Raw genomic sequence first — 25508 nt, forward strand, 5'->3', positions numbered from 1 at the left:
CCCCGCCCCCGGCGGCGGCCGCGGGGCGGCCGAATGTCGGCGGCCGTCATCGTGTTCCGGTGAGGCGGGCCAGGTCGGCGGGCATCGGCATCGGGGTTCTCAGTCCGGCGCGGGTGCGGCCGGTGTTGCCCTCGGGGTAGCGGCCCAGGGCGGAGTCGGGGGCGGCGACGATGATCCGCACCACCTGCCCCAGTGCCTCGCGGCGATCGCGTTGCCGCAACGCCAGGGTGAGCATGGCGATGTGGTTGCGGGTGTGCGGCCACGGGTAGGGCTGGGACAGGATGTGCGCCCGTTCGAGATGCGCCCACCGCGCGTTGTCGTCCGCCGTGTCGCGGGCGGCGGCCATCTCCGCGGTGTAGGCGGATCGGATGCGATCGGGCATGGCGGTCATGTCGCACTCTCCTTCGCGGGCGTGGGATCGGCGGGGGCGTGGGTGGACTCCCAGAGCAGTGATGCGATGAGCAACACGACACCGCAGGTGAGGTAGGTGTCGGCGAGGTTGAAGGTGGGCCACCAGCCGGTGTGGAAGTAGTCGGTGACCTTCCCGTCGACGGCGCGGTCGATCACGTTGGCGGCCGCTCCGGCGATGATCGCCGAGAAACCCACCGTCCCCACCAGCGAACTGGTGGGGACGGTGCGCCACGCGTAGATACCGACACCGAGGGTGAGGGTGGCGGTGACCGCGAGGACGATCCAGGCCGGCAGCTGGTCGCCGACGCTGAACGCGACACCGCTGTTGTACGCCAACTTCAGTTGCAGCAATCCCAGGTCGACGGTGCGATCATCGGAAAGTTCGCGGCGCGCAACGGGTTCGACCAGCAGTGCGGCGGCGGCGAGCGCGACACCGAGAACCGCAAGAACCCGCCGCGACCAACCCGTGCGGGTCGATCGAGCCGCTGTCTCGCTCATGTGCGGGCCTCGACCTTCCCCGCCGCCGGGGCGGGTACCGACCCGGTGGTGAGGGCCTGGGCGCGGCCAGCGCGGACACCGTTGGCGATGACCACGATCTCGGCGAGCTCGTGCACCAGGACCACGGCGGCCAGGCCGAGGACCCCGAACAGGGCCAGCGGCATCAGGACGGTGATGATCGCCAGCGACAACCCGACGTTCTGCAGCATGATGCGGCGTGAGCGGCGGGCGTGGGCCAGGGCCTGCGGCAGGTGCCGCAGGTCCTCACCCATCAGGGCGACGTCGGCGGTTTCGATGGCCACATCGGTGCCCATCGCGCCCATCGCGATACCGAGATCCGCGGTCGCCAGGGCGGGGGCGTCGTTGACACCGTCGCCGACCATCGCCGTCGACCGCCGGCCTTGCAGGTCGTCGATGATGCGGGCCTTGTCCTCCGGGCGCAGGTCCGCGTGCACCTCGTCGATCCCGACATCGGCGGCCAGGGCGCGGGCGGTGCGCTCGTTGTCGCCGGTCAGCATCGCCACGTGGTAGCCGTCGCGGTGTAGCCCGGCGACGACCTCGACGGCCTCGGGGCGTAGCTCGTCGCGGACCGCGATGGCACCGAGCACCAGGCCGTCGCGTTCGATGAGCACGGCGGTGGCTCCGGCGTGCTGCATCCGCTCCACCTGGTCGGCCAGGGGGCCGGGCTCGATCCAGCCCGGTCGTCCGAGACGGACGGCGGCGCCGTGCAGGCGCCCGGTCAGGCCGGCGCTGGTGACGGACTCCACGTCCTCGGCCGGGGCGTAGTCGTCGACGGCGGCGAGGATCGCGGCGGCGAGGGGGTGTTCGCTACGCGCCTCGAGCGCCGCGGCCACCGCGAGCACCTCGTCGCGGGTGGCACCGTTCGTGGTGGCGACGTCGATGACGACCGGCTTGTTGCGGGTGAGGGTGCCGGTCTTGTCCAGCGCGATCCCGCGGATGCGGCCGAGGGCCTCGAGGGCGGCGCCGCCCTTGACCAGGACACCGAGTTTGCTGGCGGCGCCGATCGCGGCGACGACGGTGACCGGGACGGCGATGGCCAGCGCGCACGGGGAGGCGGCCACGAGGACGACGAGCGCGCGTTCGATCCACACCCGCGGCTCACCGAGCAGGCTGCCCACCGCGGCGATGATCGCGGCGGCGACCATGATCGTCGGGACCAGGGGTTTGGCGATCGTGTCGGCGAGGCGCTGGGCCTCGCCCTTGCGGGACTGTTCGGCCTCGACGATCTTCACGATCTTGGCCAGCGAGTTGTCCTCGGCGCCCGCGGTCACCTCGACCTCGAGGACGCCGGTGCCGTTGATGGAGCCGGCGAACACCTCGTCGCCGGGGCCGGCCTCGACGGGCACGGATTCGCCGGTGATCGCCGAGGTGTCGAGCGCGGTGCGGCCGGCCCGGATGGTGCCGTCGGTGGCGATCCGTTCCCCGGGTTTGACGATCATGATCTCCCCGAGCGCCAACTCGGCCGGTGGCACCGTCTGCTCACGGCCGTCGCGGATCACGGTGGCGGTGTCGGGGACCAGGGACAGCAGCGCGCGCAGGCCGCGGCGGGTACGGGTGACCGCGTACTCCTCGAGGCCCTCACTGATCGCGAAGAGGAACGCCAGCATCGCGGCCTCGCCGACCTCGCCGAGGATCACGGCGCCGACCGCGGCGATCGTCATCAGGGTGCCGACGCCGATCTTGCCCTTGGCCAGCCGCTTGAGGGTGGAGGGGACGAAGGTATACCCGGCGACGGCCAACGCGAGAGCTTCGAGCGCCAACGTCACCGGATCGGGTCCGCCGACCCAGCCGACGATCAACCCGGCCAAAAGCAGCACCCCGGCGGCGGCCGCGGCCCGGATCTCGGTGATCTGCCACAACTTTTCCGGTTCGTGCTCCTCCTCGCCCTCGGGGCGGGGTTCGTCGTGGCCGCAGCCGCAGGCGTCGCTCATGCGGACACCCCCGGGCCGGTACCGGCGTCGGTGCCGTAGTTCGGGCACAGCGCCACCGCGTTCCCGGTGGCGGCGAGCAGGGTTTCCGCCGACGCCAGCAGGTCCAGCAGCTCCGGGCGGGTCAGCGAGTAGAACACCTGCCGGCCCTGCGGGCGACCCTGCACCAGACCACAGTCCCGCAGGCACGCCATGTGCGCCGACACCGTCGACTGCGCCATCCCGAGCTCACCCACCAGGTCCGCCACCCGCGCCTCCCCGTCGGCGAGGCGCCGCACGATCGCCAGCCGGGTGCCGTCGGAGAGGCTGTGGAACAACGCCACCGCCGCATCCAATGTCGAGCCGGTGCCGGAGACCAGGCACCCATCACTATCAATCGTCATACGGCGATGATAACGTATTCGATAGTTACATCGCTCGTCGGCGATGATATCGCCATCGTCGGGTTCATCGGTGGAGGAGCGGCTCATGAGCACACCCGAACGCCGCCGGTGGTGGGCGTTGCTGCCGCTGACGCTGGCGGTCCTGACCCTCGGCTTCGACATCACCATCCTCAACGTGGCGCTGCCCACCATCGCCGCGGATCTCGGTGCCGGCACCGCGGAGCTGCAGTGGATGGTCAACGCCTACGTGCTGGTGTTCGCCGGCCTGATGCTGCCGTGCGGGGCGCTCGGCGACCGCTACGGTCACCGGCGGTCGATGCTGGCCGGGCTGGCCCTGTTCGCGGCCGGCTCGCTGGTGGCGGCGGCGGCGCACACCGCGGGGCCGGTGATCGCGGCCCGCGCGGTGATGGGTCTGGGGGCCGCGGTGCTCACCCCGATCGCCCTCGCGACGCTGCCGGTGCTGTTCCCCGAGCCCCGCGAGCGGGCGAAGGCGCTGTCGGTGGTGATCGCCGCGATGGGTGCCGGCATCCCGCTCGGCCCGCTGATCGGCGGCTGGCTGCTCGACCACTACTGGTGGGGGTCGATCTTCCTGATCAACGTGCCGGTCGCGGCGGCCGCGCTGGTGGCCACCGCGTTGCTGATCCCCGAGTTCCGGGACCCGGACCCACGCCCGGTCGACGTCCTCGGCGCCGTGCTGGCCACCACCGGGCTCGTGGCCGTGGTCTACGGGGTGATCGAGGCACCCACCCGGGGCTGGACCGATCCGGTCACCGTCGCCGCCCTGGCCGGGGGCGCCGCGCTGGTGGCGGTGTTCGTCTGGTGGCAACGACACACCCGGCACCCGATCATCGACCTGCCCCTGTTCGGTGAGCCACTGTTCGTCTGGGGCAGCGTCGCCGCCGCGCTGGCCAGTTTCGCGCTGCTCGGGCTGCTGTTCGTGGTGCCCCAGTACCTGCACCTGGTCGGCGGCTACGACGCCTTCGGCACCGGACTGCGGTTGCTGCCGGTCATCGGCGGCATCGTCGTGGGCGCACCGCTCGGCGAGCGCCTCGCCGCGCTGTGCGGTGTCCGCGTCCCGGTCGCCGGCGGACTGCTCCTGGCCACCGCCGGCCTGACCCTCGGCGCCACCACCGACGCGGCCACCGGCTACCCCCTGACCGCCACCTGGCTCGCCGTCACCGGGGCGGGCGTCGGAGCGGCACTGGCCCCGGCCGTCGACGCCGTCCTCGGTGTCCTGCCCCCCGAACGGTCCGGCTCCGGCATCGCGATCACCATGACCTTCCGCTACGTCGGCGGCGCCTTCGGGGTCGCCGTGCTCGGCAGCCTGCTCGCCGGGCACCACGCCGCCACCCCGGTCGACGCGTTCCTGGACGGCCTGACCACGGTGCTGCTGGTGAGCGCGGCCGTCACCGCCACCGGTGCGGCCCTGACCGCGGCCGCCCTGCCCCGCCGCGGCGCGCCGACGGCGATCGGTCCCGCCCACACCTGACCGGCCACGTCACCACCGGCGCGCAACCCCCAAAGTCTCAACCTCAGATTGAATGTTGCGCCTGCTGTGACTAGAGTGGCCTGAGTGATCAAGACCGGCGGGCGCCGGTCGCAGGGGCCGCTTCTGGAGCGGATGCTGTTCGGAGAACAAGACATTCGTCCAGCTCCACGCACCAACCTCGCACGGTCCGATGTTCGGGAAACTGCAACCGAGGAGTGCCCTTGTACCGCCGCCGGAGTCCTTCACTCGTTGTCGCGGCAATCGCGGCAGTGGCCGTCGCCAGTCCCGTCGCGGTCTACGGCCTCACCAGCACCCCGGCCGGAGTGCGCTCGGCGAACGAGTCCCAGGCCACCACGGTATCCACGCAGATCGCCCAGGTCGCCCTGTCCCAAATCCCGGACATCGTGATCCCCCTGAAGGAACTGACCGGCCTGAACCTGCCCGACGTCAACATCGGCGATCTCCGGAACATCAAGCTTCCCGACACGATTGAGATCCCGAGCAACCTGCAGCTGCCCGGCGGCCTCCAGCTGCCGAACCTGCAGATCCCACTGAAGGTGCCCGCGCCCGGTGACGTGTCCGATCCGAGGCTCGCGCCGCCCGCCGATCAGCAGCCCGGCGCGGTCGTGAAGGAGTTGACCCGCGACGTCCCGTTCAGCATGGTGGCGCTCACCTCGCAGACCGCGGCCTCCGCCGAGTCGAAGGTGCGCGCGTTGCAGGCGGACGGCACCTGGGGACAGTGGCTGTCCCCAGACACGATCGACACCCGGCGCACCGACCAGGCCGCCGCAGGCGGCAAGGTCGCCACCGAGCCCGTGTACGTCGGCCTCACCAAGGCGATCCAGATCCTCACCCCGCTCACGAATCAGGCGGCCGCGGCCGTTCCGGGACTTCCCGCCGTCCCGGCGACACCCGGGGAAGCGCTGGTCCCCGTCCCCACACCCGCCCCGGCACCGGCTCCCGCGCCTGCGGGCGCGGCGCCGCTCGGGTACACCCCCGCCTCGGTCAACACCCCCCTGCGCGGGCAGCCCGCGCAGACCGGCAACGACGACGTCACCGCCGTGCTGATCGAACCCGGCAGCGGACCCGGCGACGCCACCCTCGGCGACATCGCGAGCCCGCTCGACAGCGGCGGTCCCAAGGTCATCAGCCGCCAGCAGTGGGGGGCCGACGAGTCCATCCGCTGCCAGGACCCCGACTACGACGACTTCATCGGCGGCGCCATCGTGCACCACACCGACGGCAGCAACGACTACTCGAAGGCCGAGTCCGCGGAGATCGTCCGCGGAATCTACGCCTACCACGCCCAGACACTCGGCTGGTGCGACATCGGCTACAACGTCCTCGTCGACAAGTACGGCCAGATCTTCGAGGGCCGCGCCGGCGGTCTCGACCGTCCCGTCCAGGGCGCCCACGCCGGCGGGTTCAACGAAAACACCACCGGTATCGCGATGATGGGCAACTTCTCCTCGGAGGATCCGCCGCAGGCCACGATCGACTCGGTCGGCAAGTTCCTCGGCTGGAAGCTGGGCAAGGCGGGCCTCGACCCGCTCGGCCACACCACCATGTACTCCGAGGGCACCGAATTCACCCCCTACGCGCAGGGGGAAGCGGTCGACCTGCCGATCATCTTCGCGCACCGCGACGTCGGCAACACCAGCTGCAACGGCGACGCCGGGTACCGGCACATGGACGAGATCCGGCAGATCGCCGCGGCCCACCTCGACGGCGGCAACGCCTCCCTCGCGTCGGGTGCACCGGCGAGCGACACCCCGGCACCATCCGGCGATGGCGATACCCCGGCGCCGTCCGGCGGTCCCGGCACCGACGCCAGCTCGAGTCTCGGCGCCGGAATCCCGGCCCTGGTCACCGAACTGCTCCGGCTCACCGACCCGTCCCCGGTCGCACAGAAATGGGTCGCCGAGGGCGGCGACACCGGCAGACTCGGCCCGGCGATCACCGGACTGCTGCAGGCCAAGGCCGGCAACAGCGCCGCGAAGTTCACCCACGGCGCCGTCTACACCTCCACCACCGGCGTGTGGTCGGTGCTCGGCGAAATCTTCAAGACCTGGCAGAACCTCGGCGCCGACACCGGCGAAATCGGCCTGCCGACCTCCGACGAGTACCCGATCCCCGGTGGCCGGCGCGCCGACTTCGAGAACGGCTCCCTGATCTTCAACGAGCTCACCGGCATCGTCACCACGGTCCTCAAGACCTACAACGACGCCGACGCACCAGTGCCCCCGCTGCCGTCGGTCGCTGATCCCGCGCAACTTCCGCCCGCCCCGGCTCCGGTCGAACCTGCCCCGGCTCCCGCACCCGCGGGCTGACACGCCGCTTATCGCGCCCCGAACGCCGAGGGGTCGCAGTGCCGGGCGCTGTCCCGATCGTCATCGGTCCCGCCGTGCGCGGCGCCCGGTCAGGCCAACGCCAGAAACAGCTTCTCGAGCTCGGCTTCGGTCATCGGCTCGGCGTTCTCGGCGGTGTTGCCGGTCAGGCACTCCCGCAGACCGGAAGCGACGATCTTGAACCCGGCCCGGTCCAGCGCCCGCGACACCGCGGCCAGCTGGGTGACCACGTCCTTGCAGTCACGGCCCTGCTCGATCATCGAGATCACCCCCGCGAGCTGTCCGTGCGCCCGCCGAAGCCTGTTGAGCACCAATGCCACACTGTCGTCGTCACCGACCATGACGAATCCTTCCATGAAAGAAATAACCTGCCCCAGGCTACCCCCCGGGGTATATGAGTGGCCGCGCCGGCCGCTCGCGAGTGCGGGTCAGCGCAGCACGAGCACCTCGATCAGGACGAGACCGGCCACCGCGACGATCAGGACGGCGAACCACCGCTGCAGCCGGGCCTTGTCGACGTGCCCGCCGTACCGGCCCGCGAGAAGCGACCCACCGACGGCGGTCACGCTGAACGCCGCCACCAGCGCCCAGTCCAGGCGCAGATGACCGAGGTAGGCGATAAGCCCCGCCCCGGAGTTCACGGCGACGATCAGCAGTGACGTCCCCACCGCGACGGCCATCTGCACCCCGAGCAGCAGGACCAGGGCGGGGATGATGAGGAAACCGCCGCCCACCCCGAACAGCCCGGTCAGAAAGCCGACACCGAGTCCCGCCGGGACGGAGCGGGATGTGCAGCGGCGCCAGTCGATGGCCGAGGCGCCGTCTGCGCGGCAGGCGGTCCCGACGCTCTCGGTGCTCGACAGCATCCGGATCGCGGAGGCGATCATCACCACCGCGAACCCTCCCATCGTGACCGCGGGCGGCAGCAGCCGGTTCACCGCGCTGCCGGCGAAGGCGGCCGCGACACCGGTGATCGCGAAGACCGCCATGACCCGCCACTGGATCTGCCCCGCCCGGATCTTCGGTGCGGCCCCGAACAGCGAGGCGGCGCCGATCACGAGCAGCGACATCGGCACCGCCTGCTCGAGCGGAATCCCGAGCCCGTACACCAGGCCCGGGACGGCAAGGATCGATCCGCCGCCACCGAGGAGGCCGAGCAGGATGCCGATGACGGCCCCGAGCGTCAGGGCCAGCGCAATCGTCACCGGCTCCTCCTCGGGAGTCGAAGAGTCATCTCGTGCCCGGCGGCGCGGGGTGGGTGTGTAGTGGTCAGCGGCGGAAGAGGGAGCCGAAGAACCCGGCCCGCGGCACGGTCTCGGAGGGCACCGCCGCACAGGAGCAGGACTCGGATGCCGGCACCGACTGCATGACATCGTCGACGTGCCGGCCGCAGCCTCCCCAGGTCGTTTTTCCGCATCGGCGGCACTCGACGGGATAACACATGATCAGTCCTCCTGGTAAAAATCAAGGGTGTTGGTGCAACCCCGGTATGTCCCGGGGAGATTCTGTGCGGCGCAGCCGCTTCCGGCACCGCCACACCCGCCGCCGGGTTCGGGCGCCGGGCACATCGGGTGTGCGGGAGAGCGGAGAAGGTCAGGCCGGCGTCGACTGGTCGGCCCAGGCGTTGTAGCCGCCGACGAGGTCGCTGACCTGCTCGATCCCGTGGGCGCGGAGCAGTGAGGCGGCGACGCTCGACCGCCATCCGCCGGCGCAGTGCACCACGATCGGCTTGTCGCCCGGCAGGTCGCCGACGCGGGAGCGCAGCTGCGGCAACGGGATCGGCACCGATCCCGGAATCACACCGAAGTCGCGTTCGCCGGGATTGCGGATGTCGATCAACGTGATCGCGCCGTCGGCCAGCAGGCTGTCGAGTTCGGGGACGGTGGTCCGCGGCGCTGTCCGGACGAGATCGGCTAGCCCACCCGGGAACGTCCCGTCGGCGGCGGTGTTGAAGTAGCCGATCACCGCGTCGGAGCCGATGCGGGCCAGCCGCATGGCCGCGTCCTGCTCCTGCCCGGGGTAGGTGATCAGCACGATGTCCTCACCGATGTCGGCGACCATCCCACCGGTTTCGGCGAACCGGCCGTCGAAACCGACGTTCACCGATCCGCGCAGGTGCGCGGCGGTGAAATCGGCGACGCTGCGGGCATCAAGCACCCGGACCCCGGCCGTGAGCGCGGCACGCAGCTTGGCCGCGGTCACCGCGGGAACCCGGCGGTGCTGATCGAGGACCGGGCGAGCGGCCTTGTTCAGGGCGGCATCGACCGCGAAGTACGCCGGCGCCGCCGGTTGGCCGTCGGTGATCAAGGCGACGAAGTCCGCTTCGCTCATCGGCTGCACCGACGGATTGGTGCGGCGCTGCTCCCCGATGGTCGAGGTCAGCTCTGCCGACAGATTCTTCCCGCAGGACGACCCGGCGCCGTGCGCGGGCAGCACCGTCACCGCATCCGGCAGCGGCAACAGCACCCGATGAATGGTGCGGTACATCGCGCGGGCCAGGTCGGTGGTGCTGCCGCCCCCGAGATTGGCCAGGTCCGGGCGGCCGACATCGCCGATGAACAGTGAATCCCCGGTCAGCACCGCGGCAGGGACCGCGCCCGGGGTCTCGCGCACCAGCAGGCTGATCGACTCCCAGGTATGCCCCGGGGTGGCCAGGACCTCGAGGTCGACCTCGCCCAGTGAGAGATGCTCGCCGTGCGCCAACCGGCGGATCGGGTACTCGGTCTGCGCCGCATCCCCGAAGCCGATCCAGCCGCCGGTCGCCTCCAGCAATTCCAGGTGCCCGGAGACGAAGTCCGCGTGGAAGTGGGTGTTGATCACGCCCTCGATGGTCAGCCCATACCGGCGCGCGTCGTCGAGGTACTCGGTGACGTCCCGGCGTGGGTCGACCACGACCGCCCGACCCGTCGCTTCGTCGCCGATCAGGTACGACGCGTGCGACAGGCATTCGATGTAGTACTGCTCGAGAATCATCCGCTCTCCTCCTGGGCAGGGAACTTCACTGCGATACGACCAGGCTGCCTGATACCCCCTGGGGTATGCAAGTACCCCGTGGGGTATCTAACAAAGGTGGGTGCCGCGGCGACTTCCGCGGCAGACTGGATAGGCAACCGCGGGCAAGGAGGTCGCCATGGCCGATCAGTGTCCGGTCGATCGCACAGAAATCGCCGCCGACCTCGAACGCGCCCGCCGGGCGCTGCACGAACTCCTGGGCAGCGCCTCGCCGGGGGATTTCGACCGCCGCTCGAACGGCACCCGCTGGACCAACGAACAGCTGCTGTTCCACATGGTGTTCGGCTACATGGTGGTACGCCGACTCCTGGTGCTGGTCCGAGCGTTCTCCCGGCTGCCCGACCCGATCGGCCGCGGATTCGCCCGCGCCCTGGACACGACAACACCGGTGTTCCACGAGATCAACTACCTCGGATCGTGCGCGGCGGCGACCGTGTTCAATCGCCGCCGGATGGGCCGCCAGTGCGACCGCGTCATCGGCAAGCTGCAACGCTCGCTGGCGAAGGAATCCGAGACGAATCTGCGGCGCAGCATGGCATTCCCGGTGCGCTGGGATCCGTTCTTCACCGAGACCATGACCCTCGAACAGGTCTACCGGTACCCGGGCAAGCACTTCGACTTCCACCGCGACCAGCTCACCCTCGACTGACCCCACCGACTCCTCGGCTACCGCGTTCACCGTATGTTCGCTTGCTTACTAATTAGACGTCTGTCAATATCGACGTATGTCGAAACAAGAGGTGTCGGAGAGCGGTGCGTGTTGCTCGCCGCTGGTACGGGAACCGCTGACCGAGGACTGGGCCGGGGATCTGGCCCGGATGTTCAAGGCGCTCGGTGACCCGGTACGGCTTCGGCTGTTGAGCCTGGTCGCGTCCCATGCCGGCGGTGAGGCGTGCGTGTGCGACATCTCCGAAACGTTCGATCTGTCCCAGCCGACGATCTCGCATCACCTGAAAGTCCTCCGGTCGGCGGGGTTGCTGGACTGTGAACGCCGCGGCACCTGGGTCTACTACTGGGTGATCCCCTCCGCGCTGCAGCAGCTGTCCGCCGTGCTGCTCACCGAGAGCGGACCGGTCGTCCCCTCCGCGGCGTGCGCGGCGGAGGTACCGGCATGAGTGAGGTAACCACCACCGATCACCCCGCCGTTGTCGGCAAGCTCTCGACCCTCGACCGGTTCCTGCCGGTGTGGATCGGCGTCGCCATGGTCGCCGGTCTGCTCCTGGGCCGGATGATCCCCGGGCTCGGCGACGCGCTGTCCGCCGTCGAGATCGATGGCATCTCGCTGCCGATCGCCCTCGGCCTGCTGATCATGATGTACCCGGTGCTGGCGAAGGTCCGCTACGACCGGCTCGACACCGTCACCGGCGACCGCAAGCTCCTCATCGGCTCACTGGTGCTGAACTGGGTCCTCGGTCCGGCGCTGATGTTCGCCCTGGCCTGGCTGCTGCTGCCGGATCTGCCCGAGTACCGCACCGGCCTGATCATCGTCGGCCTGGCCCGCTGCATCGCCATGGTGATCATCTGGAACGACCTCGCCTGCGGTGACCGCGAGGCAGCCGCCGTGCTGGTCGCGATCAACTCGGTGTTCCAGGTGATCATGTTCGCCGTCCTCGGCTGGTTCTACCTCTCGGTTCTGCCCGGCTGGCTCGGCCTCGAGCAGACCACCATCGACACCTCGCCGTGGCAGATCGCGAAGTCGGTGCTGATCTTCCTGGGCATCCCGCTGCTCGCCGGCTACCTGACCCGCCGCTTCGGCGAAAAGGCCAGGGGCCGCACCTGGTACGAGACAAAGTTCATCCCCCGGATCGGGCCGTGGGCGCTGTACGGGTTGCTGTTCACCATCGTGATCCTCTTCGCCCTGCAGGGTGAGCAGATCACCTCCCAGCCGTGGGACGTCGTCCGCATCGCGATCCCGCTGCTGGCGTACTTCGCGATCATGTGGGGCGGCGGCTACGCCCTCGGCGCGGCGATGGGACTGGGTTACGAACGCACCACCACCCTGGCGTTCACCGCCGCGGGCAACAACTTCGAACTCGCCATCGCCGTGGCCATCGCCACCTACGGCGCCACCTCCGGGCAGGCGTTGGCCGGTGTCGTCGGCCCGCTGATCGAGGTCCCCGTCCTCGTCGGCCTGGTCTATGTGTCCCTGGCGCTGCGCTCCCGCTTCACGACCGCCGGAAAGGTTCTTTCCTCGTGACTTCGAAACCCAGCGTCCTGTTCGTCTGTGTCCACAATGCCGGCCGCTCCCAGATGGCCGCCGGATTCCTCGCCCACCTCGCCGGTGACCAGATCGAGGTCCGCTCCTCCGGATCCGCCCCGGCCGATCAGGTGAACCCGGCCGCCGTCGAGGCGATGGCCGAACTCGGCATCGACATCAGCGCCGAGTCCCCGAAGATTCTCACCGTCGACGCGGTGCAGGCCTCCGACGTGGTCATCACCATGGGCTGCGGTGACACCTGCCCGGTCTTCCCCGGCACCAGCTACCGGGACTGGGTCCTCGAGGATCCGGCCGGCCGCGGCGTCGACGCGGTCCGCCCGATCCGCGACGAGATCAAGGCCAAGGTCGAGGCGCTGATCGCCGAACTCGTCCCCGCCACCGCCTGAACCGGGTGACCACCATGAGTAAGCCCTCCGTGTTGTTCGTGTGCGTGAAGAACGGCGGCAAGTCCCAAATGGCCGCCGGGCTGATGCGCAAAGCAGCCGGCGAATCCGTCGATGTGTACTCCGCCGGCACCAAACCAGGCACCGCTGTCAACGCGTTGTCGGCGGAGTCGCTGCTCGAGGTGGGGGTCGACATCACCGGGGAAACCCCGACACTGGTCGCCCCGGAGCTGGTCCGGGACGTCGATCTGGTGGTCACCCTGGGCCGGGAGGCCCGCGTCGACCCGGTGGAGGGCACCCGGTTCGAGAACTGGGACACCGATGAGCCGTCCGAGCGCGGCATCGACGGCATCGAGCGGATGCGCCTGGTCCGCGACGACATCACCGCCCGCGTCACTCGGCTCGCCGACCAGCTGACCAGCTGACCACAACCGAATCCTGAACCGCCCGAGGAGCAACCGTGTCCACCATCGAAGTTTTCGAACCCGCCCTGTGCTGCAACACCGGTGTCTGCGGTGACGACGTCGACCAGGCGCTGGTCACCTTCTCCGCCGACCTGGACTGGGTCCGCTCCCAGGGCGGGGACATCGCCCGATTCAACCTGGCCAGCGAACCGCTCGCGTTCGCCGAGCGCGAACCGGTCAAGGCGTTCCTGCAGGTCTCCGGATCCGAGGGGCTACCACTGGTGCTCGTCGACGGGATCACCGCGATCACCGGCCGCTACCCGGACCGTGCCCAGCTTTCCAAGTGGGCCGGCATCAGCGCCGACACCACCACCGCGGCCGCGGCTCCGGCCGGGATTGCGATGCTCGGGCTCACCGACACCGCCGACGCCGGGTCCTGCTGCGCCCCCACCGACACCAGCGGCACCAGCTGCTGCTGAAAGGCTCTGAACCGCTCATGAAGTTCCTCGACACTCCGCCCCGCTTCCTGTTCTTCACCGGTAAGGGCGGGGTCGGGAAGACCTCCATCGCCTGCGCCACCGCCATCTCCCTGGCGCGCGCGGGTAAGCGGGTGCTGCTGGTGAGCACCGACCCGGCCTCCAACGTCGGGCAGGTGTTCGGGCTGACCATCGGCAACACCGTCACCCCGGTCGCGGCCGTCCCGGGCCTGTCGGCCTTGGAGATCGACCCCGAGCAGGCCGCCGACACCTACCGGGAACGGATCATCGGACCGGTGCGGGGGCTGTTGCCGGAGAAGGAACTGGCGTCGATCACCGAGCAGCTGTCCGGGTCGTGCACCACCGAGATCGCCTCGTTCAACGAATTCACCGCCCTGCTCACCGACCACGACACCGTCACCGGGTTCGACCACGTGCTCTTCGACACCGCCCCCACCGGGCACACCATCCGGCTGCTGCAACTGCCCGGATCGTGGACCGACTTCCTCAACGAGGGCAAGGGCGACGCCTCCTGCCTGGGCCCGATGTCCGGGCTCGACAAGCAGCGCAGCATCTACGAGGGCGCCGTCGCCGCCCTCGCCGACCCCCAGCGGACCCGCCTGGTGCTGGTCGCCCGGGCGCAGCGGTCCCCGCTCGCCGAGATCGCCCGCACCCACACCGAACTCGCCGACATCGGGCTCACCCGCCAACACGTGGTGATCAACGGTGTCTTCCCCACCCCTGAGCCCGGGGACGAGCTGGCCGCCGCCATCTACCTGCGGGAGCAGGCCGCGCTCGCCGACCTGCCCACCGAACTGGCCGGGCTGCCGCTCGACCTGGTCGAGCTCAAGGCCACCAACATGGTCGGCATCGCCGCCCTCGACACCCTCATGACCCCGAACTCCGCAGCCGCACCGACGGTTCCGGCTCCCGAGGTGATCGTGCCGCAGGCGCCGCTGTCCGCGCTGGTAGACGAACTCGCCGACGACGGGCACGGGTTGATCATGTGCATGGGCAAGGGCGGGGTCGGCAAGACCACCCTCGCCGCCGCGATCGCCGTCGCCCTCGCCCAGCGCGGGCACCAGGTGCACCTGACCACCACCGACCCGGCCGCCCACCTGACCGACACCCTCGACGGGCACCTCGCGGGCCTGCAGGTCTCGCGGATCGACCCGGCCGAGGCCACCGATCAGTACCGGCAGCGGGTCCTCACGACCAAGGGCGCCACCCTCGACGAGCAGGGCCGCGCCACCCTGGCCGAGGACCTGGCCTCGCCGTGCACCGAAGAGGTCGCCGTCTTCCAGGCCTTCTCCCGGATCATCCACGAATCGCGGCGCCGGTTCGTCGTCGTCGACACCGCCCCCACCGGGCACACCCTGCTGCTGCTCGACGCCACCGGGTCCTACCACCGGGAGATCGCCCGCCAGATGGGTGACAACTCGAATTTCACCACCCCGTTGATGCGGTTGCAGAACCCGGAGGAGACGAAGGTCCTGCTGGTCACCCTCGCCGAAACCACCCCCCGCCTCGAGGCCGAAGGCCTGCAAGCGGACCTGCAGCGCGCGGGGATCGAGCCGTGGGCGTGGGTGGTCAACAACTCCCTCGCCGCCGCCCATCCGACGTCGCCGTTGCTGCGGCAGCGGGCCGCGACCGAACTGGAGGAGATCGGCGCCGTCACCGCAGCGTACCCGCGGGTCGCGGTCGTACCGATGCAGGCAAGCGAGCCCATCGGTGCAGTGGCGCTCCGCGCGCTCACCGCGGCAGGCGAGGCGGTACCGGCGACCTGACACTCGGCTGCCTTGTCCTGCCCGGGGTGAGCAGCATTCCGCGGCCCGTACCCTTGCCCCATGTCCGCTGATCCAGGCAGCATCCGCACCGACAGCCACCAGGCGCTGCCGAACCTGGCTGTACAGGATGCTTCGGCGGATCCCCACATCATCACAGCGGCGGCGCGCACCGGAACGGACATCGAGCTGCAGATTCACACGTCCATCGCACCGTTCGACGTCGCGGCCGAGCAGTGGTTTCCCGCGGCGGCCGGGTTCGCCGTTACGGTCATCGTGCACACCGTCGACGCGCAGACGGGCGTGCCGCGGTATCTGCCGCCCGCGGAGGCTGCCGAGTGGGCGCGGGCGATCTTCTCAACCGTTGACAACGCGCAGGGGTACTTCCTCGGCGCCGTCGACCCAGGCACCGGCAGCCATCGACGCGGGCAGCTCGCATACCGCCTCTACGTCGACACCGACCGTCAGGCGATTCCCGTTCCTCGGCAGGTGGTCACCTGCCCGCATTACCAACTATCGGCCATCGACGGCAGAGCCGAGATCACCATTCCCACGACGGCCTGACCCGGCAGGTCGGCCGAGAGCTGGACCACGGTCTGCGGGCTTCGCTTCCTCGGGTGTTCGATCTGCACGCCCTCCGAAGGGTGCGACCTTGAAGTCACGTCCACGCTGCTCGCTCATGCGGTTCCTCCATCCGTCTCGATCCATCCCCCCTTGCCACAGACAGTCAGTCGCCGCTGCTCTGAATACGAGAACGGCGCCCTGGGGCGGAATCGAGTCGGTTGTTCCACCCGGGGACGCGTGCAGCACATGGATACAGTTGTGCCACAAGCTCATTGCCACTTCTGAAGCCGACCACAACAGACCTCAGGAATCTCCCGGGTGGGAGCGCGGCGACCACACTACCAGTGCACAGATCCCGGAGCAGGGGGACGTGTCATTTCTGCTGGTCACGCGAATTTCTGGCTGGCTGCGACGTCGATCGCCATCGCCGGAACCGAGGTCGTATCGGTCAGGTTGCAAGTCGTCGGGGCTCCCGTCGGATCGGGGAAACGCGATCCGGCTGCGGAGTCAGGCCACGGGCGTCAGTAAGTCCGGTCCGTTGTTGCGCGGGGAATTCACCGCGGTACTGACCTCGTAGGTCTGCAGGACCGGATCGGGCACCGACGCGAGTAGCGCTTGGACGTCGTCCTTGTCGGTGAGGGTTGGGTCGAGCCAGTGCTCCTGGAACGTCTCCGGCAACACCACCGGGCAGCGGTCGTGGATGCGTCCGAACGCATCGGTGGCCGGCCGGGTCAAGATGGTCGCCGTCCACAGCCAGGCGTTCGGGTCGTCCTCGGGCAGCTCACGGTCCCGCCACAGCTCGTACAGGCCGGCCATCGCGAGCACCCCGTCGCCGTGCAAATAATGTGGGATCTTCTTGCCGTCGCGTTTCTCCCACTCGAAGTACCCATCGGCGGGCAACAAGCACCGCCGTTTCGAGGCCGCGGCCCGAAACGAGGGGCGCTCGGTCACCGACTCCGAGCGTGCGTTGATCAGGCGGCCGAGCTTGGCTTCCTTCGACCACGATGGCACCAAGCCCCAGGTCAGCGTCCTGAGCTGTGTCACCGGTGCCGCGTCCGGCTCCTCCCGCGGCGCCCGCTCGAGGACCGCCCGGATCTGCTGGGTCGGGGCGATGTTGTAGGACGGGCGCAGCTCGTCACCGACGACCTCGTCGACGTGGAAGATCGAGCGCAGTTCCTTGTCTGTGGTGGTACTGGCGTAGCGGCCGCACACGTTCATCCCTCCTGGTCACATCTTCTGCCCCGATCTAACACGCCATGACCGACGCGAGCGCGGTGACGGACGCATTAGCCTCGGGGGTGGGTCGGGGCCAACCTGCCGGAGGAACGTGCCATAGTCTGCGATCCGGGGCGCTTCTCCCCCTTCCATATGCCCTGGTTGTGGCCGTTCTGGGGTGTCCTGTTTCCCTATGCGAATCCCGCCAACCCCGGGATGTGGCCGCCGTTCTGACCCCTGCGGACCGCACTGGCCGGAATATCACCCGGCACCTGGTCGTTGAAGAGGCTGACGGTGGCGGGACATACCCCGGGTACCACATCAGAATCGTCGCTGCGAGCGACCACTTGCCGAGAGGCGATATGACCGGCACCGTCTTCCTGACCGGGTAAGACCTACATTGCGTAGAGTTCCTGGGAAGGAAACGAAGCCGCTGTCACCGGGGAAGGCGACAGCGGCTTCTCTTCGCTCGCACCACGCGCTATCCGAAGCCATCCATTCCCGAAAGCCCGGAATGGGGACGTACCACACCGAGTCCCCGAGCAACCACCACACGAACTCCTGCAGCGACATCATTACTACTCCTCCTCAGCTGAAGACGTCTTCTACGATTCGGGCACGAAGACCCCTTCCGGGTCGAGATCGGGTCGTTGCCCCTTGTACGAGGGGTGCCGGAGTCCTCCGGGCCCGTACTCGCGGACATCTATGTCCACCACCACAATCGGGTCGACCCACCGCACTACACCGCGCTGTTCCGCGGCCGCGGCCGTGAACTCGGCCGCGATCGGGCTGGTGGGACGTTCGAGGGCGGCCAGTTGCTCACCCAGCTGCCGGCGCCCAGCCTGAGTAAAGCCGGTCCCGACATGCCCTACATACCGGAGTGCGCCCCGGTCGTCGTAGGCGCCGAGGACGAGGGCGCCAACCATGTTGCGCTGCATCCCGCCGGCAGGAATCCACCCGAGCACCAAGCAGCTCACCCGCGTACGGATCAACACCTTCCGCCACGCCCGGGTACGCTGACCGGGTAGATAGATCGACGAAACACGTTTGAACACAGCACCTTCCATACCCGATCTGCGGACCGCTTCGAGCATGACAGCACCCTCGACGCCTTCCCAATGTGGCGGGACCTGGATGGGGAGACCGGCGCCCTGGAGTTGGTGACCGAGGTCGGTGAGGGCGACGCGGCGATCGAGGTACGGGGCACCCATCAGGTCGTCCCCGTCGAGCCGGAGCACATCGAACGGGAGGAAGGTGACCGGTACCTGCCGTTGCAGTGCGGTGGTCGGGCGCAGGGTGTTCATCCGCTTCTGCAGGCGGGCGAACGACGGCTTATCTTCAGCTCCGAATCTGACTCAGGCATGTAGGCCACGTAGGGTCCGAGCGATGTGGCTGACAAGTATCGGAGGGGTGTGAGGCACGTTGGGGACATTAGAACTGTCCGATCCGAGTTTCCGGGCGGAGCGGGCGGTATTGCCGTCGGACGAAACGACGGTGTGGGTAATCGTTGATCGGGAGTACCGGTTGCACTCGGAAGGCTGTGCGTTCTTGTCCGGCTTGCGCAGCCTCGACCGGTCACCAAACACCGAACGCGTCTATGCCGGCCGGACCGCTCTCTACCTGTCCTACTGTGCAGCGGCCGGATTGAATTGGTCGCACATCTCCGTTCCCGCTCTCACGGGGTTCTTGCACTGGCTGGCCGAGACGCCACTCGCTCCTCGCGGAAGGAAGCCGAAACTGCAGCGACGTTATCGTTCCGAGAGTTCCGCGAATGCCGTCGTCACCACGGTGTACGAATTCCTGCGATTCGGTGGTAGGTACGGGTGGGTGCCCACCGAGGTGATCGATCGCCTGACCGAACCGAAGTTTCTGCGGTTCCTTCCACCGGGTATGGACCCCGGAGAGAACGACCAGCATCGAACGGTACGGACCAAGACGGTCAGGTATCGGGTCGCCGAGGCCGGATACGAATGGTTGGCAACCGACCAGGTCGAGGTGCTGCTCCGTCTCGCCCGCAATGCTCGCGATCGTTTCCTGATTGGGTTGATGAGTTGCACCGGGATGCGGATCGGTGAAGCCCTCGGGATGCGACGGGAGGATGTACACCTGCTGTCCGACTCGCGCGCCCTGGGCTGTCAGATCCGCGGTCCGCATGTCCACGTTCTGCGTCGGCGTCGAAACACCAACGGAGCACTGGCTAAAACTCTCCACCCGCGGTCGATTCCTGTCACCGCCGATGTGGTCGGTCTCTATGCCGAAGCCCAGTTCGAACGGGACAAGGTCCCCGCGGCCGCCGAATCCGACATGGTATTCGTGAACCTGTTCCGCGGGACAGTCGGACGGGCGATGACCTATTCGTCAGCAAAGGACCTGTTCGATCGCCTCTCCGCCGAGGCCGGGTTCGCCGCGCGCCCCCACATGCTTCGCCACGCGGCCGCGACCCAATGGATCCGATCAGGTGTCGATCGAGACGTCGTCCAGGCCCTGTTGGGACATGTCTCGGCGAGTTCGATGAACCCGTACCTCCATGCCAGCGACACCGACAAACGCGCCGCCATCGAGAGGGTCGCCGCACGACACGAGGATGCGCAGTGAACACAGCCGCAGTTCCGATGGACGCGGGGGCGACCGCAGCCCAACAGCACCGTAAGTCAGTGACATGGCAGGACTGGCTCGAACAGCAGATCGTGCACGACTGGCGACCCGGGGAGTGGGACCCGCAGTCGTTGGTGTTCACCGGCGACTACGACAATCCACACACCGCGGTGTCCAAATGCCGGACCGTGTCGTGCACGGCGGGCGTCCTCAACCACACCGGACGGTTATGCCGCCGATGCGGTAAGGCGCTGCGCGCCAGCGGCCTGGATGTCGAGACTTTCGTGGCCACCCACGTTCCGCCCCAACGGAACCGGGGATACATCGCCGAGACCTGTAAGGTGCCCGGCGGGACAGGCGGATGTCCCAGAACAGCGCAATCACGAGGCCTGTGCCGCAGCCACTTCAGCCAATACTGGAGCTACACCCGGCGCCATCCGGACATCGACATGGACGAGTGGCTCCGTTCGAGACCCACACCGCTTTCAGCGCTCCCGCCCTGCCGTGTCCCCGGCTGCGGACAGCAGCAGTTCGCAGCCACGATTGAGCTGTGTATCTACCACCATCGTGCGTGGCAGGCGTACCGCCGTGTCGAGAAGCTTCCCGTCGCAGTACCGACGCCCGTGCGATTGTCCTGGATCGAACGGCAGACTCCTTACCTGACCGGTGCTCAGTTCTCGTTGCGACCGCTCGGCCCGACTCTGCGCGTCGAGATCATGTACGTATTGCAGCATCGCGATCAGAACCTCAAAAGAGTGAATCCCGGCGCGACGCGGTGGATCATCGACGAACTGCACGAACATCTCGATCTTCGAACCGGAACGTGGCTTTCGGTCGACTTCCAGACGCTGGTGAAGCGGTGGACCAACGCCGACCTCAAGGGACATGTTCGATACTGGGATCGAGTTCTGCGACTTTCCTACGACGCGTTCCGCGGCGTCGACCCGCTGGCCACCCAACATCTGGAGAGAGCCACGGTGAGCCTGGGCTGGCGGCACCGGGCGACGGGCACACGCATCGACAACAATCTTGTTGCGGTCGAACAGATTCGGCAGCGATGGTTCCGCCAGGTCCTCACCGCATGGGTCCGCCATGCCGACCCAACCACCACATTCCGCGACACTGTCCGAGCATGTGTGGTGGCGTCGGACGCGCTCGCAGCCAGACCGCACTGTGGCGAGGATCCCACGGCACTGGGTTTGGCGGATATCGATGCCGTCGTCGAGGCGATCCGCACCGCGAATCGACTCGACGGCCAACCCGCGGGATACCAGTACCGGCAGACCCTGATGACCAGGCTGTTCGCCGTGCTCGAGTTTGGCCGTGTCAACGGACTGATGGACTCGATCCCCGGTGGTTTCACACGTCAGCGCCATCACCAGCTCCGCAAGGACCGCTCAGGTGACGAAACGGGCAAGGCGATCCCTGAGACGGTGATCCAGCAACTCGACGGGTACCTGCCGCGAATGGGCAACGGGATCGCCCACGGCGCTCTTGCGCCGGCCGACGTCGATGCGATGTTCCAGACCGTCTACATCATTCTGCGAGACACTGGCCGCCGACCCCAGGAACTCTGCACGTTGTCGTCGGATTGCCTTCAAGTGGACGGTAGCGACTTCGTGCTGGTCTGGGACAACCACAAGTCCCGCCGGATGCGTCGGCGCTTACCGATCCTCCGCCAAACCGCCGACGCGATCCGCACGTGGCAGGCACGCGCCGAACAGCTACCAATTCCCGAGGTATCCAGGCCTTACCTGTTTCCCTCCATAACCACCAACAGCCGCAACTTCCACATGCACGTGCGCTCATTGGCCAGTGCGATACGGTCCTGGGTCGACGACCTACCCAGCCTGGACTCCGACGTCGCCGGTGACGACGGTGTCCCCGTTCCGTTCGACCGCAGTCTGATCTATCCATATGCGTTCAGGCATTCCTACGCTCAGCGGCACGCCGATGCCGGAGTGCCCGTCGACGTCCTGCGGGACCTGATGGACCACCGATCGGTCGAAACGACCATGGGCTACTACGCCATTTCGCAGAAACGTAAACGCGAGGCGATAACAACGATGCGCCTGACGGTCACCGACCGCACCGGCACACCCGCACCGATGTCGTCGGCCACCGCCTACCAAACACGCGCGGTCGCTGTCCCCTTCGGCAACTGCATCGAGCCCAGCAACGTCAAGGCCGGCGGCAAAGGCTGCCGACTCCGATTTCAGTGCGCAGGCTGCGGCTTCTATCGGCCCGATGCCTCCTACCTGCCTGCCATCGAAGACCACATTCGATCTCTCAAGGCCGACCGTGAGGCGGCACACGCCATGGACGCCGACGAATTCGTCATGCGCAACCTCACCGACCAAATCGACGCCTTCACCGCCATTGTGGCCATGATCAAAGACATGCTCGAGACGATGCCTCCGGACGAGCGTGAGCGAATCGAGGACGCCAGCCGCGTGCTCCGCAAGACCCGTGCGGCCGAACACCGAAAACTACTGCCCCTGACCGTGACCCGCCGAGAGAACCCCACCGAATGACCACCCGAACCCCTGCCGATGTTCTACGTGAAGCCCGCCGCCGCGACAGCCAAGAGAAGCGCGCCCGCGCACTCGCCATGATCGAGCGAATGCTCCAGGAGAACGAGCCGATCACCTTCGCCGCAGTCGCAAAAGCCGCCAACGTCTCAACCTGGCTCGTCTACGCACCCGGAGTGCGCGAGCACCTCGATCAGGCACGTCGACAACAGGCGGACCAGCCCTCGCGGGCAACTGCTCGAGGCCAATCCGCCAGCCCCGCCAGCCTGCGCACCGACCTGGAACTCGCCCGAGCGGAAATCAAACGTCTGCGTACAGAACTCGATACCACTCGGGATGCGCTGCGACGTCAGATCGGTCAGCAACTGGAGGGCCCAGACGCGACCGCACTGCAGCAGCGCGCCCACGAGCTCACTGTCGAGAACCAGGCTCTACGCAGCGACATGGACAGGGCGCGCTCCGCGCACGACGCACTCGCCGCGAAGCTCGCGGAAACCGAGGAAGACCTCATCGCCGCCCGTTTGGGCCTGCGCCGCATGATGCGCACCAATAGCTGACCAGCGCGAACCGTCGACCCTGACGATTTGGCGGAAGCCACGAAACTTACGTGCCTCACATCGCTCCATAGCGTCCTCCAGGGCGAATACTTGACAGCCAGTGATAAGAGGGCCGGCCACCGGACGACAGGGCGACGACCTCGCCGTCAAGGACGATGCGGCCGCGACCGCCGAAGGCTTCGGTCAACGCCTCGGTCACCTCCGGGTACGAGGAGGTGACCGTGTTGAGATTACGGGTCCACAGCACCGGCCGATCGTGGCCGCCGATCGAGGCCAGGATGCGGCAGCCGTCGTACTTCATCTCCGCGGCCCAGCGGTGCTCGGTGTCCTCCGGCGGCGGCCCGGGGGTGGCCAGCATCGGCGCAATCAGCCGATTCCCAGCTCCGCTCATCGGACGCTCCCGGTCTCGAGGGACCGCGAAGGGGGTCAGGGCAGGCGTTCGTCCACACGTGCCATCGCGGTGTCGGCGAGGTGCGCTGTCCACGACTCCAGCTCACGTTTGCCCACTCGCATCACGGTACCGGCGATCACGGCTCCCACCAGGGCCCCGAGGAGAAAACTGGCCGGGCCGAGCGCGGCCGCGGCGTAGTCCATCACGATGCAGGCGCCACCGACCCCGAGGATCGTCGCCACCACACCGGTCAGGAACACCGGCGGCCGCCAGGATCCCTAGCGTCAGCCAGCTTTCGATGCTCATGAAGTCCCCTTCTCGACGTGACACGAAATGGGGGACGTGTCATTTCCCCAGGTCAATTGCATGAGTTGACCGATGCTCCGCTCTCCCCTATTCGGGTTCGGAGTGGGGCGGGCCGAGGCGCACGACCTGGGTATCGTCGGCGGGCGTCTTGGTGGTCGGGTCGAGCAGGACCGTTCGGCGGCGGGCGAGAGCGTCTTGGCTGAGCGCTGGCGCGAAGATCAGTTTCTTGCGTCGTGCGGTGTCGCTCTCGATGGCTGGCGTGGTGGCGGCCAGTGGTAGCAGGTCCTCAGCGCGATGCAGTCGCGACGCCAGCGGCGGAGGGTTGTCCGCGGGGTTCATGCCCGTTCGTGAGAGGCGTGTGAGTTCGTTGACGCGAGCGAAGAGGGCATCGGTGACCGCGGTGCGCCACGGTTCGTCGATGACACGGTTGGCGGGAATCGGGGCGTTGCGATCGTTGGGGGTCATCTCTGCTCCTTGGGTAGTTGCACGGGTGGTCGTGGTCGACGAGCTATGCAGGTGCGGCGAGTTCGGCCACCCGTTGCAGTCTCATCTCCGAATCACAGTGGCTACCAGACTTCGCCGATCAGTAGGACGGTGACCAGGGCGTGGTCTTCGCGGTTCACGGTTGCCGTCGAGCTCCCGAGAAGGCTCTTGAGCAGTCCTGGGTCTTGGTGGACCTGATCGGTGAGGATGGTTGTGGTGTGCGAGGTGTTAACCGGGTGCGCATCGGCACCGAGTTCCTGGTGCATCGTCGACACCGCGGCGTCGAGCGCGTTCGTCAGGGCTTCCGGGACGGTTGTGGCCGTGGCCCATCCCCAGAAGGCGGCGCGTTTCATCGGTCGGTGTCCATCGGCTCGGGCCGTGCTGCTTTCTTCGTCACGAGTGCGACGGTCACGACCAGGATCACGGCGCTGAGCAGAGCGGCGGCTGCGGCGGCTCCTCGCTGAATTACCGTTGCGTCCGTTGAGGTCAGTGCGCTCAGCAGCATCGTTGCGCACCCAGCCAATGCGAATGCGGCCACCCAGTTCATAAAGGCACCGCTGTGCAGTCGCCGAAGCGATGGTGTGGTGAGTACGGCCGGGACGAGGCCGCTGTAGAAGAGAGCGTTCATTGTTTCCTCTTGTGACTGCGGGTGGTCAGGGCTTGAGCCCATAGCTTTCGGGTGCGCAGGGGCGCTTTTCGAGTCTGTCGGTTGAGATGGTGATCCGTGCTAGTCCCCCTATCGCACCGGGTATTCATGCACCCGAACGGCCGCGGAGGCAGCGTACCCAGCGCCACTGACCACCTCGAGAACGTCATCGTGCAGTGCACCAATGCTCAGCCCCGCGGCGAGCGCCTGCGAGCCGAGGGCGTACGTACGCGACTGCGGGTCGTAGACAGCTTGTGTCAGGTACCAACTGGTGCCGTTGGGCTTCCCGAATAGGCCCTCGAAATACTTGTTGTGCCTGAGGCCGGTGTTCGGATCGACGGTGGTGACATCGGTAGCCCCGCGGACCGAGACCAGCGCGAACAGGTTTGCACCGGAACCCGGTTCGGCCAGATCCTCGAACGGAGTGATCGTGGCTCCGCGGTCTGGGTGGCTCGGAGAGGTATGCAGATGGCCGACGACTTGAACTTCTCGGCCGTCGATCAGGGCGCGGTAGTCGCGGCGAGGGGTGCGTGTGTCGTTGCGGTCAGGCATCGGTGGCCTCCTCGAGAAGTTGATCGATCCGGACTGTCTTGCGGCCGCGGCGGTGTGCGCGGGCGAGGTTGTTGTACACGCGGGCGCCGAGTCGTACCTGGCCGAGCATCCGGAAGATTCGCCAGTCGGCCAGATAGCCGGCGTCGCGGGCGCCTTGTTTCGCCGTGGTGATCTGGTGGCCGAGCAGTTCGATGATGCCGACCAGGTCCTCTTTGTCCCTGGCCAGCCACATCTGACGGGTGATGTGGCCGTTCCAGGGTTCGACGCGGGGGCGGTTGTCCCAGTCGGGCGGGAAATACTCGTTCACCGTTCC

General features: G+C 68.0%; 27 protein-coding genes and 2 pseudogenes. 13 read left to right on the forward strand and 16 right to left on the reverse strand.

Translation table 11 applies throughout. The annotated features are described in order from the left end of the window. Positions 1-46: 46 nt before the first annotated feature. From CJ179_RS48610 to CJ179_RS48625, 4 genes are read right to left on the reverse strand one after another with little or no spacing between them, the layout of a single operon-like run. The gene (locus CJ179_RS48610) at positions 47-391 is read right to left on the reverse strand and encodes a DUF3703 domain-containing protein (RefSeq protein ID WP_095866265.1); all 345 of its coding nucleotides are present in this window, start codon (positions 389-391) and stop codon (positions 47-49) included. Then, positions 388-909 (reverse strand): signal peptidase II, encoded by a 522-nt coding sequence (gene lspA, locus CJ179_RS48615; RefSeq protein WP_095866266.1) that lies wholly within the window; start codon positions 907-909, stop codon positions 388-390. Before lspA ends, CJ179_RS48610 begins: the two co-directional genes overlap by 4 nt. Next, the gene (locus CJ179_RS48620; protein ID WP_095866267.1) at positions 906-2861 is read right to left on the reverse strand and encodes a cation-translocating P-type ATPase; all 1956 of its coding nucleotides are present in this window, start codon (positions 2859-2861) and stop codon (positions 906-908) included. Before CJ179_RS48620 ends, lspA begins: the two co-directional genes overlap by 4 nt. Beyond that, a complete protein-coding gene (locus CJ179_RS48625; RefSeq protein WP_095866268.1) occupies positions 2858-3241 on the reverse strand; it encodes a helix-turn-helix transcriptional regulator in 384 nt (127 codons plus the stop codon). The genes CJ179_RS48620 and CJ179_RS48625 overlap by 4 nt, the downstream gene beginning before the upstream one ends. 85 nt (positions 3242-3326) lie before the next feature. Here CJ179_RS48625 and CJ179_RS48630 point away from each other — a divergent pair, with 85 nt between their 5' ends. Together CJ179_RS48630 and CJ179_RS48635 are read left to right on the forward strand one after the other, a co-directional pair. Continuing rightward, positions 3327-4730 (forward strand): MFS transporter, encoded by a 1404-nt coding sequence (locus CJ179_RS48630; RefSeq protein WP_095866269.1) that lies wholly within the window; start codon positions 3327-3329, stop codon positions 4728-4730. A 269-nt stretch (positions 4731-4999) separates the two neighbouring features. Further along, complete coding sequence (locus CJ179_RS48635; protein ID WP_373560201.1) at positions 5000-7060, forward strand: N-acetylmuramoyl-L-alanine amidase; 2061 nt, start codon at positions 5000-5002, stop codon at positions 7058-7060. A gap of 89 nt (positions 7061-7149) precedes the next feature. Here CJ179_RS48635 and CJ179_RS48640 read toward each other — a convergent pair whose 3' ends face one another. From CJ179_RS48640 to CJ179_RS48655, 3 genes are all read right to left on the reverse strand, one after another. Then, positions 7150-7419, reverse strand: coding sequence for a metal-sensitive transcriptional regulator (locus CJ179_RS48640; protein WP_095866271.1), 270 nt, complete (start codon positions 7417-7419; stop codon positions 7150-7152). Positions 7420-7506: 87 nt separating this feature from the next. Beyond that, positions 7507-8283 (reverse strand): sulfite exporter TauE/SafE family protein, encoded by a 777-nt coding sequence (locus CJ179_RS48645; protein WP_095866272.1) that lies wholly within the window; start codon positions 8281-8283, stop codon positions 7507-7509. 388 nt (positions 8284-8671) lie between these two features. After that, entirely contained in the window at positions 8672-10051 is a 1380-nt protein-coding gene (locus tag CJ179_RS48655; RefSeq protein ID WP_095866274.1) for a rhodanese-like domain-containing protein, read from the reverse strand. Between the two features lie 157 nt (positions 10052-10208). Between CJ179_RS48655 and CJ179_RS48660 the strand changes: the two genes are divergently transcribed. From CJ179_RS48660 to CJ179_RS48695, 8 genes are all read left to right on the forward strand, one after another. Continuing rightward, the gene (locus CJ179_RS48660) at positions 10209-10739 is read left to right on the forward strand and encodes a DinB family protein (RefSeq protein WP_095866275.1); all 531 of its coding nucleotides are present in this window, start codon (positions 10209-10211) and stop codon (positions 10737-10739) included. Between the two features lie 76 nt (positions 10740-10815). After that, positions 10816-11205, forward strand: coding sequence for a helix-turn-helix transcriptional regulator (locus CJ179_RS48665; protein ID WP_095866276.1), 390 nt, complete (start codon positions 10816-10818; stop codon positions 11203-11205). Further along, the gene (gene arsB / locus CJ179_RS48670) at positions 11202-12287 is read left to right on the forward strand and encodes an ACR3 family arsenite efflux transporter (RefSeq protein ID WP_095866297.1); all 1086 of its coding nucleotides are present in this window, start codon (positions 11202-11204) and stop codon (positions 12285-12287) included. The genes CJ179_RS48665 and arsB overlap by 4 nt, the downstream gene beginning before the upstream one ends. Continuing rightward, complete coding sequence (locus CJ179_RS48675; protein WP_095866277.1) at positions 12284-12694, forward strand: arsenate reductase ArsC; 411 nt, start codon at positions 12284-12286, stop codon at positions 12692-12694. The genes arsB and CJ179_RS48675 overlap by 4 nt, the downstream gene beginning before the upstream one ends. Before the next feature lie 14 nt (positions 12695-12708). Further along, entirely contained in the window at positions 12709-13116 is a 408-nt protein-coding gene (locus tag CJ179_RS48680) for a low molecular weight phosphatase family protein (protein ID WP_095866298.1), read from the forward strand. 35 nt (positions 13117-13151) lie between these two features. Continuing rightward, positions 13152-13574 carry an arsenite efflux transporter metallochaperone ArsD gene (gene arsD / locus CJ179_RS48685; RefSeq protein ID WP_095866278.1) on the forward strand — a complete coding sequence of 141 codons (423 nt, stop codon included), beginning with the start codon at positions 13152-13154 and terminating at the stop codon, positions 13572-13574. A 17-nt stretch (positions 13575-13591) separates the two neighbouring features. After that, entirely contained in the window at positions 13592-15358 is a 1767-nt protein-coding gene (gene arsA, locus CJ179_RS48690; protein WP_095866279.1) for an arsenical pump-driving ATPase, read from the forward strand. Between the two features lie 60 nt (positions 15359-15418). Next, positions 15419-15919, forward strand: a complete 501-nt coding sequence (locus tag CJ179_RS48695; RefSeq protein ID WP_095866280.1) for an N-formylglutamate amidohydrolase — start codon at positions 15419-15421, stop codon at positions 15917-15919. Between the two features lie 507 nt (positions 15920-16426). Here CJ179_RS48695 and CJ179_RS48700 read toward each other — a convergent pair. Beyond that, entirely contained in the window at positions 16427-17131 is a 705-nt protein-coding gene (locus tag CJ179_RS48700) for an SOS response-associated peptidase (RefSeq protein ID WP_095866299.1), read from the reverse strand. Between the two features lie 608 nt (positions 17132-17739). After that, positions 17740-18474: pseudogene (locus CJ179_RS48705) on the reverse strand (DNA ligase); the annotation flags it as partial. A gap of 208 nt (positions 18475-18682) precedes the next feature. On the opposite strand from CJ179_RS48705, the gene CJ179_RS48710 reads away from it, so the two are divergent. From CJ179_RS48710 to CJ179_RS48720, 3 genes are read left to right on the forward strand one after another with little or no spacing between them, the layout of a single operon-like run. Continuing rightward, entirely contained in the window at positions 18683-19729 is a 1047-nt protein-coding gene (locus tag CJ179_RS48710) for a tyrosine-type recombinase/integrase (protein WP_179377966.1), read from the forward strand. Then, positions 19726-22263, forward strand: coding sequence for a site-specific integrase (locus CJ179_RS48715; RefSeq protein ID WP_095866282.1), 2538 nt, complete (start codon positions 19726-19728; stop codon positions 22261-22263). Before CJ179_RS48710 ends, CJ179_RS48715 begins: the two co-directional genes overlap by 4 nt. Next, positions 22260-22817, forward strand: coding sequence for a DUF6262 family protein (locus CJ179_RS48720; protein WP_218834951.1), 558 nt, complete (start codon positions 22260-22262; stop codon positions 22815-22817). The genes CJ179_RS48715 and CJ179_RS48720 overlap by 4 nt, the downstream gene beginning before the upstream one ends. 103 nt (positions 22818-22920) lie before the next feature. Here CJ179_RS48720 and CJ179_RS48725 read toward each other — a convergent pair. From CJ179_RS48725 to CJ179_RS48755, 7 genes and pseudogenes are all read right to left on the reverse strand, one after another. Continuing rightward, positions 22921-23208: pseudogene (locus CJ179_RS48725) on the reverse strand (hypothetical protein); the annotation flags it as partial. 35 nt (positions 23209-23243) lie between these two features. Beyond that, complete coding sequence (locus CJ179_RS48730; protein ID WP_257016363.1) at positions 23244-23468, reverse strand: hypothetical protein; 225 nt, start codon at positions 23466-23468, stop codon at positions 23244-23246. A gap of 133 nt (positions 23469-23601) precedes the next feature. Next, on the reverse strand, positions 23602-23979 hold the full coding sequence (locus CJ179_RS48735; RefSeq protein ID WP_257016364.1) for a hypothetical protein: 378 nt from the start codon (positions 23977-23979) through the stop codon (positions 23602-23604). 101 nt (positions 23980-24080) lie between these two features. Continuing rightward, positions 24081-24350 carry a hypothetical protein gene (locus CJ179_RS48740; RefSeq protein WP_073365841.1) on the reverse strand — a complete coding sequence of 90 codons (270 nt, stop codon included), beginning with the start codon at positions 24348-24350 and terminating at the stop codon, positions 24081-24083. Then, complete coding sequence (locus tag CJ179_RS48745; protein ID WP_095866284.1) at positions 24347-24625, reverse strand: hypothetical protein; 279 nt, start codon at positions 24623-24625, stop codon at positions 24347-24349. Before CJ179_RS48745 ends, CJ179_RS48740 begins: the two co-directional genes overlap by 4 nt. Positions 24626-24733: 108 nt before the next feature. Continuing rightward, the gene (locus tag CJ179_RS48750; RefSeq protein ID WP_257016365.1) at positions 24734-25195 is read right to left on the reverse strand and encodes a hypothetical protein; all 462 of its coding nucleotides are present in this window, start codon (positions 25193-25195) and stop codon (positions 24734-24736) included. Next, positions 25188-25508, reverse strand: a 321-nt coding sequence (locus CJ179_RS48755) for a hypothetical protein (RefSeq protein WP_257016367.1), incomplete at its 5' end; no start/stop codon positions are given. The genes CJ179_RS48755 and CJ179_RS48750, both read right to left, overlap by 8 nt.

It is taken from the genome of Rhodococcus sp. ACS1 (assembly GCF_002300155.1).
Lineage (GTDB): Bacteria > Actinomycetota > Actinomycetes > Mycobacteriales > Mycobacteriaceae > Rhodococcus_F > Rhodococcus_F koreensis.